Here is a 12,666-nt window from a genome sequence, read left to right as displayed (position 1 = left end):
TCTACTTTTAGCGTGCTCTAAAAATGGGGGGATTACCATGCTTTTATCGTCGACCAAGACGCAAAAGAGCTGGCGGGCTAACGAGTGCCGCGCCCATGACGAAAACACTCGACATAATGGGAATAATGTCTGATGCGTGTCAGCACGTGAGCAGGTAAAGAAGGCCATCGAAGGCTGCTAGAACAAATGATGAATCGCCACCGCTTGGACGGTGGCGCAATGAAATCAGAATGTGGCAGGCACATGCACGGGCAGGTACACATCGGGCATATCGCGCGTTACCCCGACGCGTACCGATACGCTGAGGTTGCGATTGTCGCGCAGTCCATACACCAACGGCTGCCGATCGGACGTTTGTGCTTGCGAGCCATTTTCTCGATGAGTAGGAGGAAGGGAATCGCCCACCGATTGATGATTGAATGGTCAACCCATACGCCGCGCTCTTCCATCACTTCTCCAATGTGCAGGTAGCTCAGCGGGTAAGCCGCATATTAACGGATGCGCACCAGGATGACGCCGATCAGGAAACGCATTCCTTCGAAGTGGAGCCTGGTCATCGTTCACAGGCTTGGGCGTAAAAGTCTACCCGATCCCAGTGGCGGTTCCGTTAATTCGACAGAACCGTATATAACCCCCGAGTTCCTGCTCACACGAACTCTCTCTCCTTAACGATCTGCGTAGTAAACTTTCCGAACGATGATGTAATCGCGTTCTTCGACCAGGTTGTGGCGCAGCTGCACGAGGTCCCACGAATCGTCTTGATTGACAACGCCAGCATCCACAAGGGCGACCATATAAACAAGAAGCGGAGCCAGTGGGCCAAGGATGGCTTGTATCTGTATTATCTGCCGCCCTATAGCCCTGAACTCAATTGAATCGAGATTTTGTGGAAGCGCGCCAACCATTACTGGCGCCGCTTCGTTGCCAAGAACGGCACAGATCTGCTTGATGAGATTCAGTCCTTGATGAGCGGCTTCGGGAGCAAACTCACGATGAATTTTGGGTGACTACTTAGCGTTAAGTACCAGACAGGCGCCCTTAGCGTTCGTAGTGCTTCGGAAACAGTTTGTGGACGCTACAGCAACGTGGGTAGTGCATGCCACGGAAGAGGTCAGTGGCTTCAAGAATCGGCGGCACTTCTCGGAACAGCACGATGCCATGGCAAGCAAAACTATTGAAGCCAATATCCGTTTCGCTTCACATTGAACTGGTAGAGGTCGATCTCTTGCCGGGTAATAGCTGAGTCCGATGTGACGGACAGTGTCGAGTCGTAGCCGATCGCCCCCGCCGCGGGGCTAGGGACGCCGTCTTTTGGAACCTCTACGCCGAAGAAATTGAGCGAGAAGCCCTGATTGTCTCTGCGGCACGCTATCGTAAAGCGCCCGAGGTAGCTGCCTGAGAGGTAGCTTTTCGCAAAGGTGCTGCCGCTGATGTCGCGCGTTTCGCCGTCGACCGCCAAAGTCATCTTGCCGCGCTGCTCGGTGAGCTTGAGTTCACGGTCTTGGCACTTACCCTCAAGTATCGAACGCTCGATCTGCGGGACGTGGTAACTGTCGTCCGAGCTTACGATAACGGTAGTAGTCAAGGCGGCGGCAAACAACAAGGCTGTAAGCATGAACGGAGTCCCAGGGTTGTGCGTGATCGATTATTGCATCACCGAGAGGCGTCGACAATCACAGATGTTTCATTCGGAACCAGTATACCGGTTGCGTTGACCAAATAGCAAATCCGTGCTTTCCAGGACGCCAGCGGACGACGGGATCTTGCAGTGATTCAGCCCGGTACGCGTCCCATGCACAGGGCCGCGCACCGGCACTACCTACAGTTTCATATCCTTAGTTGTGATCTCCCGATGAGGCACCAACATTGCGCGCTTCATGCAGGGAGCGTTCGTGTAACAGACGCCACGCTGCCGGGATGACGAACAAGGACAGCAGCGGTGCAGTGACCATTCCGCCGATCATCGGCGCCGCAATGCGCTGCATGACTTCTGAGCCGGCCGCGCTTCCGAACATGATGGGAAGCAGCCCGGCCACGATGACTGCAACCGTCATCGCCTTGGGACGTACCCGCAGGAGCGCACCTTCCGTGATCGCTTCCATCACCAGTTCGCTGGTCAAAGCACGCCCGGCATCGAGCCGGCTCTGGAGCGCATTGCGCAGATAGACCTGCATGACGACACCAAACTCTGCCGCGAGCCCTGCGAGCGCGATAAACCCGACCGCAGTTGCAACGGACACGGCGTGGCCAAGCAGCCAGACCAGCCAGAACCCGCCGACGAGTGCGAACGGCACGGTCGCCATCAGAAGGAGCGCTTCCGCCGTGGAGCGGAAGGCCAGGTATAGCAATAGGAAGATGACCAGCAAGGTAAGCGGGACGACGGTCTTCAAGCGCTCGGAAGCGCGCTCGAGATATTCGAACTGTCCCGACCAGCCGACGGAATAACCCGGCGGCAGCGTGACCTTTTCCCGGACGCGCTCCTGCATTGCGCGAACGGCAGTCAAAAGGTCGACACCGCGGACATCGACATACACCCAACCGGACAGGCGCGCGTTTTCGCTGCGGATCATCGGAGGCCCGTCCATCACGACAATCGTCGTCACGTCGCCTAGGCGGATCTGCGCGCCCCGCGCGGTGACGACCGGCAGTTCGCGCAAGGCCTGAACCGAATCGCGGTAGTCCTGCGGATAGCGCACGTTGATCGGGAAGCGCTGCCGCCCGTCGACGACTTCGCCCACGTTGTCGCCACCGATCGCCGTCGATACGACCGTCTGGATGTCGGCCACGCTCATGCCATAGCGCGCGGCGCGCAGCCGGTCGATGGTCACGTCGATATAGCGGCCGCCGCTGAGCCGTTCGGCAAGCGCGGAGCTGACGCCGGGGACCGTCTTGACGGCGGCTTCGATGGCCGTCGTCACCTTATCGATCTGGCCCAGGTCCGGCCCGGAAACCTTGATGCCTACCGGCGTCTTGATACCGGTGGAGAGCATGTCGATGCGGTTGCGGATCGGCGGCACCCACACGTTCGATAGCCCAGGCACCTTCACGATGCGGTCAAGCTCCTCCACCAGCTTTTCGGTGGTCATACCCGGCCGCCACTGGTCCTTCGGCTTGAACTGGATCGTCGTTTCGAACATTTCCATCGGCGCCGGGTCGGTCGCGGTCTCCGCGCGACCCGCCTTGCCGAAAACGGTCGCCACCTCGGGCACTGTCTTGATCAAGCGGTCGGTCTGCTGCAACAATTCGCTTGCCTTTGCGGCGGACAGGCCTGGCAGGGCCGAGGGCATGTAGAGGAGGTCGCCCTCGTTCAGGGGCGGCAGGAACTCGCCGCCCAGCCGCGAGATAGGGATGGCCGTCAGCAGAAGCGCGATCATGGCGATACCCAGCGTGGTTTTCGGGTGCCGGAGACTGGCGTCGAGCAGCGGGCGGTAACCCTTGATGAGCAGGCGATTGATCGGGTTGGCGGACTCCTTCGGGATCCGGCCCCGGATGAGATAGCCCATCAGTACAGGAACCAGGGTAATGGCCAGTCCGGCGGCCGCCGCAAGCGTGTACGTCTTGGTGTAGGCAAGTGGCGAGAACAGCTTGCCCTCCTGGGCTTCGAGCGCGAACACGGGGATGAAGGAGAGGGTCACGATCAGGAGCGAAAAGAACAGTGCCGGCCCGACTTCGACCGATGCCTGGGCAATGATTTCCCAGCGGGTCCTGGCGTCGGGCGCGCTGGCCGCGTTGGTTTCCGCATAGCTCTCGAGGTGCTTGTGGACGTTCTCGACCAGGACGAGCGCGGCATCGGTAGCGGCGCCTACGGCGATCGCGATGCCCCCAAGTGACATGATGTTCGCATTGACACCCTGGTAGCGCATGACGATGAATGCCGCCAGCACGCACAAGGGTAGGGTGAGCACGGCCACGAGCGCGCTACGCACATGGAACAGGAAGACCGCGCACACGATCGCGACTACGATGAACTCTTCAACGAGCTTGCTCCCCAGGTTCGCCACCGATGCCGAGATCAGCGTCGACCGGTCATAGGTCGTGACGATCTCCACACCTTCCGGGAGCGAATGCTTGAGCGTTTCGAGCCTGGCCTTGACGGCGTCGATGGTGTCGAGTGCGTTCTTCCCGGACCGCATGATCACGACGCCGCCGGCGACCTCGCCCTGGCCATTGAGCTCGGCGATACCGCGCCGCATCTCGGGCCCCAGGCGCACCGAGGCGACGTCCCCCAGTAGGACCGGCGTGCCGGCTTCGTTCGCGTTCAAGACGATGTTGCGGAAGTCCTCCAGAGAACGTAGGTAGCCGTGCGAGCGGACCATGTACTCGGTTTCCGCGATTTCGACGACGGAGCCTCCGGATTCCTGGTTGGCCTGAGCGACCGCATCGAGCACCCAGGTGTGTGACATGCCGAACGCGCGCAAGCGGTCCGGGTCGAGGACGATCTGGTATTGCCGGACCATGCCGCCGATGCTGGCGACTTCCGCGACGTCGCGCACCGTCCTGAGCTCGAACTTCACGAACCAGTCGTTGAGGGCGCGCAGCTGGCTGAGGTCGTGCCGGCCGGTCCTGTCGACCAGCGCATACTCGAATACCCAGCCGACGCCGGTACCGTCGGGTCCCAGTTCGGCCCGCACGCCGGCGGGAAGGCGGTTCTGTACCTGGTTGACGTATTCCGTCACACGCGAGCGCGCCCAGTACAGGTCGGTCGCGTCATCGAACAGCACGTAGACGAACGAGTCGCCGAAGAAGGAGTACCCCCGCACCGAGGTCGCTCCGGGCACGGACAGCAGGGCAGTGGTCAATGGATACGTCACCTGGTCTTCGACCAGCTGCGGCGCTTTGCCGGGAAACTGGGCGCGAATGATGACCTGGGTGTCGGAAAGGTCGGGCAGGGCGTCGAGCGAGGTCGTGCGCAGCGAGTGGACGCCCCATGCCGCTAGCAGGGCGGCGGCAAGGAGAACCCAGACCCGGGCGGCGATCGACGCGCGGATGATGCGCGCGATCATTGCTTGCCGTCCTTCGCTACCACGACCCGCTTGAGCAGGTAGCCATCGGCACCCTCGACAAAGTCGAATTCGACGGTCTGGCCAGCCTGGATGTCCTTGAATGCATCAGGCGCAGGCTTCATGAAATCCATCGTCATGGGCGGCCATTGCAGTGTCGGGACGGGCCCGTGCGACAGCGTGATGGCATCTTCCGAGACCTGCTCCACCTTGCCGACCGCCGTATGTACCATTGCCGCTTTGCCTGGCTTGTCTGGCTGTGCAGCGGCGTTCGGCGACTTCTTCATGGCGTCCATACGGTTGGGTGCAGGCGTCTGGGCCCCGCCGCCATTGGTGGGTGCCGCCGGCATTTCACTTTCGAACTTGGGGAGGACCGATTTCAGGTTCGCTTCGGAATCGATCAGGAACTGCCCCGAGATGACGACTTTCTGGCCTTCGTCCACGCCGCTCAGGATCTCGGTGTCATTCCCGATCTCGCGGCCGGTTGTCACGACCACAGGACGCAGGCTGTCGCCCTGAGCGACCAGTACGATGGAACGTGTACCCGATGCGATCACGGCCTCGGTCGGAACCATCAGGCGCGGCTGTGCTGCAGCAGCGCTCAGCCGGACGCGCATCAGCATGCCAGGCATCAGTGATGCGTCGCGGTTGTCCAGTTCGATGCGGGCCTGGGCAGTCCGGGTAGCGGCGTTCACGCCTGGCAGGATTTCACGCACCTTGCCTTCATAGGTTTGCCGGGCATTGCCTTCCGCCGTCGCGCTCACCCGCATGCCGGCTCGAGCGGAGCCGATCAGGGCTTCCGGCACCTCGGCAAGCAGCCAGACGGTTTGCATGCCGACTACCTTGGCGATGGTCATGCCCGGTGTTACCTGGGCGCCTTCACGCACCCCGAGTTCGCTGACGACCCCGGAAACGGGGGAGGTGAGCAGCTGGTGCGTCTGCACACGCCCGGTACGCTCCAGCTCCGCGACAAGAGAGTCGGGGATCGAGAGTGCGCGCATGCGCTGGCGAGCGGCGGAGGCAAGCGCTGTGTCGCCGCCCCGTCTGAGCGCAAGATACTCCTCCTGGGGGGCGATCCATTCCGGGACGAATACCGAAGCGACGGACTGACCGCGCTTGATCTGCTGGAGTGGCGTGCGAACGTGAAGCCTGTCGATGTAGCCGGCGGTACGACTCTGGATGACCTCCTCGCGGCTGGCATCGAACTGGGTCGTGCCGACCAGATCGAGCGACTCGGTGACTACCTCGCGCCGCACGGTCGCGAACCGGATACCGAGATTCTGCTGGAGGGTCGGCGAGATCCTGACCCCGGTCGTTTCACCGCCGTCGGCGTACACCGGGACCAGCTGCATGTCCATGAACGGGCTTTTCCCGGGCTTGTCGAAGCGTTTTCCGGGAACCATCGGATCGTGCCAATACAGGACGCGCCTGCCCGGATCCGATGGGGAGGCGGTGGCCGGCGCGCTCCTGTCGCCGTGTCCGCCGGAGCCGCCTGGAGACCTGTTCGCGCCCAGCCAGTAGCCCCCATACCCGATCAGGGCACCCGCAGCAGTAAGGATCAGAGTCTTCGTTGCAAGGGAGCGCTTCATTTGCCAGTCCTCCCGGCACTTGCCAAGTCCTGCGGAAGCAGGCGCAGTTCCAGTCCCGCCCACACCAGTGCGGCCTCCAGCTCGAGCGCATTAACCTGCAGCCTGCGCGCGAGAGCGGCACGCCGGGCTTTGAATACCGAGGTCAGCGTTCCCATCCCGCCGCGATAGTCGGCCAGCGCGGTCTCGACCTGCCGTGCCGCCGTCGGCAGCAGTTCCTTCTCGAGCCGGGCGATGCGGCGCTTCAGGCTCTCGAGCTGCCCCAACTGGGCCTCGATAGCCGACCGTGTCTCGAGCAAAGCCTCCTCGTACTCCAGCCTTGCCCGTGTGCCCAGTTCGGCTTTCTCCGCGATCTCGCGGTCCTGGCGCTGCGCCCGGTGGATGGTCAAGGGGATGCTGACGCCAAACGAAACCATGTTTGAAAACTGTCCGCCGCGCTGGGCGAAGCCGGCTTCGAATGACCAGTCGGGCCGGCTTTCTTGTACGGCCGCGCCCGCGTCGGCGTCGGCCAGGTCGACGGCGCGGCGTGCGCCGAGGATGGCCGGATGCATGCTTTCCAGGTTCGACATCGCCAAGCGGGTCGCCGCAGTGTCCAGATTCGGCCCCTCATCAGACCCGGCCCTGGAGTCGGTGCGGGTCCAGCGGCGCAGCTGGAGGAGCGCGGTCTGCAGGTCCTGCTCGGCCGCATCGACGTCGTCGCCGCTGAGCACGAGCTCGGCTCTTGCCTGAAGGACGTCGCTGGCCGAGGCCTTGGCCCCGCGATGCGATGCCTGGAGGGCCGAAAGTTCGCTTTCCATTTCGTGCGCAATCGACCTGGACAGGCCGACCGCTCGCTGCTTGTACAGCACGGTCAGCCACGCTTTTCCGGTCTCGACACGGATATTCGCGACCTTGTCGAGATGCGCCGCCTCGGCGGCCTCGACCGTGCGGCGTGCCACCTGCGTCCGGGCCTCCCGCTTGCCGCGGGAAACCCATTGCTGTTCGATGCCGATCCGGCGCATTGTCATGAAATCGGCTTTGGGGCGGAAGCGGTCCGGGCCCGTTACGGGCAGGTTATCGATGCCCAGTTTCAGGGTAGGGTCGGGCAACTGGTCCGCGCGCGCGGCAGCATGCTCGCTTGAGGCGACCGAGGCCTGTGCCGCCTTTGCTGAGGACGAAACGGACGTTGCAAGTGCCAGGGCTTCGTTCAGGGAAAGCCCAACGGGGGCAGCAGATGCGCCCCTCGGAACAAGTAGGAACAAGGCCACGACCAGAGCGTGGCCAAGGCGTGCGGGCTTGGCCGGCACGCCATGACGTGACATGAGATAAGAATACATACATCCTCCGCGAATGAAAACGAGCGCCGGCAACTGGCCGGGCACATGCCAGACGGGAGGTGGTCAGACTCGGATACGCAGAGTTCGCAGGTAGGGCGGGTCAGCGTCCGGCGCGGGGAGGTCGCCGAGCCAGGGCAGGGAGACCGCAAGCGTCGAGACGGGTGCGACGATCCGAACGAGGCCGGCGGGAGACAGCAGGCTCAGCGCAGGAGCCGGGTTATGGTGGTCGACGGACGCCTTGGTGTCAGCCGAGAACTCGGCACAATGGACGGGGCGCTCCATGTCCATGCCGGCGCAGAGCTCCCCATCCATCATCTGCATGGGCGCCTGCTTGCCGACTATCTCCGGGCACACGTACGATGCCATCGCCATGCCCGACGTCATGAAGGTCATGACGAGGAGAAGTGCAATGCATCTGAACAGTGCGGGGAAGGAGCGTCGCATCGGGTTTGGAAAGGTAACGGCGGTCCGTGACATTCTAGCCGTATTTCACAGCTTGATACGTGAGACGGATGAAGAAAAGTCTCACTTCTTAACTAGGCAGCCGACTAGTCGTGATCTTCGCTTAACACGGATGTGGCCTTCCCCCACCTCGCTCGAATGTTACCTATGCGGCCCTCCAGCAATGCTCAACGCTACATGCAGAATGCCGCGCGAAGGGAATAGACGACCGCAACGTCTCGTTCGACGATTTCAAGGTGTAACGCGACCGCAGTAGGGAACGTTGTGTTTACCTTGCGTGTTCGCTTAGGCAAGTACCGATTGACTCAAAGCAGCTTTACATCGCCTTCGAACAAGTGGCCCGTCGAGTGTGGCGTGCTTGGTGCCCGTGCGAAACGTGTGGAATGGTGTTCGATGACCATGCTAAGGTTGCCATATGCACCACCGGTTAAAAACCTTCTTGCTTTGCCTATTGTTCGTGACCCTGCCGATACAGAGTATCGCCGGGGTCGCGCAGTTCGCTTGTAGCATGGCGCATCATCAAGTTGACCCCGACAGCGCTCAACAAGTTGTATATCCCACGCCTGAAATCTCGGCGAACCTTAGTGATATCGTCACCTCTGGAGACGACGCTGCGTCTGGCGATTGTGAGCGCATGCGTAGTCACAAGGGCGCGAATTGCGGAACATGTTCCGGGTGCTGTATTGGTAGCTATGCGCCTCCACCAGTTTTCAGCCTCGCTGCTGTGCAAGATTCGGCTGTAACTGCCAAGCCAAAAGCCACTTTCTCCTTCACTGGTCATTTCCCGCCACGGCTGGAGCGACCGCCACGATCCTCTCATTCCCTCGCATCATAGTAGGCTGGTCCGCGGCGTGCCTGTTCCTCGATTCAAGCATGCCAGGGCAGCGCTGGCCGTTGGACAATCTGTTCCATCAAGCTGATGCCGAATCACGCCGTACTTGCTACTTCATTAGTGGCAGTATTGGCTGGCCTACTTTGCGCACCCATAGCCAAAAATTTTTGACGAAGCCCGATGCGTTGCATTCCGCATTCTGAGTCGTCAAATGATCTATCGATTAATCGGAGAACCAGATGAATTCGTTCGATATCGACGCTAGCTGCAATAGCAACTGGCGCCGCCGCTTCCTGCAGGGTGCCGGTGCAGCGATCGGTCTTGCAAGCTTGAATCCCCGTTCACTCTTTGCGCAGCCTAGCGACCGGGGGACTCTGCGCGGGACCGACTTTGACCTAGTGATCGCTCCCATGCCCGTCAACTTTACGGGCGCCGCGCGGATCGCTACCGCGGTAAATGGCCAGGTTCCTGCCCCGATTTTGTGTTGGGACGAGGGCGATACCGTGACCATCCGGGTCACCAACCAACTGCAGACCGTTAGCTCCATCCATTGGCATGGAATCTTGCTTCCGGAGGAAATGGACGGCGTTCCGGGAATAAGCTTTTCAGGCATTGCGCCAGGTCAGACCTTCACCTACCGGTTCAAAGTGCAGCAAGCAGGCACATACTGGTATCACAGCCACTCAGCCTTCCAGGAGCAGACAGGATTGTACGGTCCGATCGTTGTGCTCCCAAAAAACGGTGAGCTAGTTTCGGCCGACCGTGATTACGTAGTCATGCTGTCGGACTGGACCGACGAAAAGCCTGAGCGCGTACTCGCTAATCTTAAAAAGATGAGCGACTTCTTCAATAACAAACAGCCGACGTTCGGTGAGTTTATGCAAGATGCCCAGCGCATGGGTGTTTCGGGCGCGGTTGAAAAGCGCAAGATGTGGAATCAGATGCGCATGATGCCGACTGACTTCAGCGATGTCACGGCTAGCCGGAACATCAGTAGCGCACTAAGGTACCTGATCAACGGCTCGACCTCAGAGAGCAACTGGACTGGAATATTCAGCCCTGGCGAGAAGGTTCGACTTCGGATCATCAATGGTTCGGCAACGACTATCTTCGATCTGCGCATTCCAGGTTTGAAAATGACCGTCGTTACCGCCGACGGGCAGGATGTGGAGCCGGTGACGGTCGACGAGATTCGTGTCTCGGTAGCTGAAACCTACGATGTCATCGTCGAGCCGACTGAAGAGCAGGCTTACACAATCTTCGCTCAGTCCATCGGCCGCTCCGGATCGGTACGCGCAACCCTCGCACCCCGCCAAGGGATGCAGGCACCTGTTCCGGAAATTGACGAGGCACACTGGCTCACTATGGTTGACATGATGGGAGCAATGGCCATGTCGGGCGCAAATGGCGGCCACGGCGGCCATGGAGCAATGCAAAACTCGTCCTCATCCAGTACGGCAAGTCGTGAGGCCATAGCGACGCACCAAAACCATGCACAGGATGCGCCGACAGCGGCTGACTCGCATGCAGGCCATGGCCAGTCGACGACAGCATCGACGTCCAAGCCAGCTCAAGCGCCGAAGGTACGTCATGCGCGAACTGAGTATGGCCCGGGCGTTGACATGCGTGTTGACATGCCCAGGACGAATCTGGACGACCCTGGCGTGAACCTGCGGGATAACGGCAGGCGGGTACTGACCTATGCAGACTTGCGTACGGTTGGAGGACCAGTTGATCCTCGGGAGCCCACGCGGGAGATTGAACTGCACCTGACAGGGAACATGGAGCGCTTCATGTGGTCGTTCGATGGCCAGAAATTTTCGGAGTCCCTGCCAATTCATTTCAGGTATGGCGAGCGGTTGCGCGTTGTGCTTGTCAACGACACGATGATGAATCACCCGATCCACCTGCACGGGATGTGGAGCGAGCTTGAATCTGCAACCGGACAATTCCAGGTGCGCAAGCACACCATTAACGTTCAGCCCGCGCAACGCGTCAGCTTCCGGGTGACCGCAGATGCGCCGGGCCACTGGGCTTTTCACTGTCATCTGCTTTATCACATGGAAGCCGGAATGTTCAGGGAGGTAGTAGTGTCATGAAGAATCAACTGAGGAAGCCGATTCCTTATGCCTTGGTGATCGCCTCGCTTTTTTCGCAGAATGCTGCCGCGCAAGCGACTGCGTCCGTCCAGCAGGTCCCCTCGGTGCAATCATTGACGGGGGACACTCACTCGACAATGGATCATGCGGCCATGGGTCACGTGACACCGCCGAGCTCTCCAGCTAAGCCTGTTCTGCAACCAGCAGTGCCTGCAAAACCAGATGCCAGACAAAGTTCTGGACAAGCAGCTCATTCTGTCCCAACGGAAGCAAAGACATCACGGGCGGAACAGCAGAATCAGCAACAAGGACAAGGATCTGAACATACTGGCCATCATACGACAGCTCCAGCCAATCGCTCAGGCACGCCTACGGCTCCGGAACCAGGAAACGTTGGGCAGCCGGTAAGAGAGCAGAGCCCGGCTTCAGGGCACGCAGGACACGCGATGCCAGCGCAAGCAAGTCCGACAGTGCAGGGGCAACGCAACGCGCCTCAAGCGCAGAATATGGATCACTCGGCGATGGGCCATGCACCGCCCCCCGGAGCGTCCGCCAGTAACGCCCATGCTGGGATGGATCATGCCGCCCAAGCCATAGTTTCGCCCGCCGCCGGCGGACAGGACATGCAGATGGGGCGCATGCAAGGCGGTCCACCGCCGGCCGACGCGCGCGACCCGAACGCGTATAACGAGGGCACGAAGTTCGCGCACCTCGGTAATCATGAGATGAACGACAACGCGCCATTCTGGAAAGTCCTGTTCGACAAGGCCGAGGCGGCGAAAGGCGACGGTGAGCAAGGCCAGAATGTGGAGTTCGAGGCCTGGTATGGCAACGACTACGACAAGGCCTGGGTGAAGGCGGAAGGCGAGCGCCGTGGCGAGGCACTTGAGTCGGCGCGCACTGAGCTCTTATGGGACCGGGCGTTTGCAACATTCTGGAGCACGCAAGTAGGTGTTCGGCACGATAGCGGCGAAGGCAAAAGCCGTAACTGGTTAGCCTTTGGCGTGCAGGGCCTGGCTCCCTACTGGTTCGAGACCGAGGCGACAGCGTACTGGCGTCCTGGCAGCGGCTTGGCAGCACGCCTGAGTGTCAAGTACGAGGTTCTATTCACTTCCCGACTGATCCTTGAGCCCGAGGTGGAAGCGAACCTTTACAGCCGTAGCGATCCGGAACGTGAGATAGGCAGCGGCCTGTCCGACATCAGCGCGGGCCTGCGGCTGCGTTATGAAGTCACACGCCAGTTTGCACCTTACATCGGGGTGACATGGAGTCGGCAATTCGGCGAAACCGCCGACTTCACGCGCATTCGTGGGCGGGGCCAAAGCGAGGTGCAGGCTGTTGCCGGCATCCGGTTCTGGTTCTAGTTCTGGA

The 12,666-nt window shown here is 60.8% G+C and carries 8 protein-coding genes; 3 read left to right on the top strand and 5 right to left on the bottom strand.

Annotated features, from left to right (window positions below; genetic code table 11):
- Positions 1-725: 725 nt before the first annotated feature.
- Complete coding sequence (locus QPK27_RS25530; protein ID WP_370659805.1) at positions 726-875, top strand: transposase; 150 nt, start codon at positions 726-728, stop codon at positions 873-875.
- Positions 876-1,171: 296 nt separating this feature from the next.
- Here QPK27_RS25530 and QPK27_RS18320 read toward each other — a convergent pair whose 3' ends face one another.
- The 5 genes from QPK27_RS18320 to QPK27_RS18300 form a co-directional block, all read right to left on the bottom strand.
- Positions 1,172-1,615: a hypothetical protein gene (locus QPK27_RS18320; RefSeq protein WP_184236228.1), complete on the bottom strand. Its 444-nt coding sequence runs from the start codon at positions 1,613-1,615 to the stop codon at positions 1,172-1,174.
- 220 nt (positions 1,616-1,835) lie between these two features.
- Positions 1,836-5,003 (bottom strand): efflux RND transporter permease subunit, encoded by a 3,168-nt coding sequence (locus tag QPK27_RS18315; protein ID WP_005670908.1) that lies wholly within the window; start codon positions 5,001-5,003, stop codon positions 1,836-1,838.
- Entirely contained in the window at positions 5,000-6,589 is a 1,590-nt protein-coding gene (locus QPK27_RS18310) for an efflux RND transporter periplasmic adaptor subunit (RefSeq protein ID WP_005670907.1), read from the bottom strand. Before QPK27_RS18310 ends, QPK27_RS18315 begins: the two co-directional genes overlap by 4 nt.
- Positions 6,586-7,902 (bottom strand): TolC family protein, encoded by a 1,317-nt coding sequence (locus tag QPK27_RS18305; protein ID WP_290419610.1) that lies wholly within the window; start codon positions 7,900-7,902, stop codon positions 6,586-6,588. The genes QPK27_RS18310 and QPK27_RS18305 overlap by 4 nt, the downstream gene beginning before the upstream one ends.
- A gap of 63 nt (positions 7,903-7,965) precedes the next feature.
- On the bottom strand, positions 7,966-8,295 hold the full coding sequence (locus QPK27_RS18300; RefSeq protein ID WP_005670903.1) for a hypothetical protein: 330 nt from the start codon (positions 8,293-8,295) through the stop codon (positions 7,966-7,968).
- Positions 8,296-9,435: 1,140 nt separating this feature from the next.
- Here QPK27_RS18300 and QPK27_RS18295 point away from each other — a divergent pair.
- Positions 9,436-11,295 carry a copper resistance system multicopper oxidase gene (locus tag QPK27_RS18295; protein ID WP_290419609.1) on the top strand — a complete coding sequence of 620 codons (1,860 nt, stop codon included), beginning with the start codon at positions 9,436-9,438 and terminating at the stop codon, positions 11,293-11,295.
- Positions 11,296-11,741: 446 nt separating this feature from the next.
- Entirely contained in the window at positions 11,742-12,659 is a 918-nt protein-coding gene (locus tag QPK27_RS18290) for a copper resistance protein B (protein WP_290419608.1), read from the top strand.
- Positions 12,660-12,666: the final 7 nt, after the last annotated feature.

The organism is Massilia sp. YIM B02443, assembly GCF_030411955.1.
Lineage (GTDB): Bacteria > Pseudomonadota > Gammaproteobacteria > Burkholderiales > Burkholderiaceae_D > Telluria.
The sequence above is the reverse complement of the archived record's forward strand: the minus strand, read 5'-3'. Positions and strand labels throughout refer to the sequence as shown.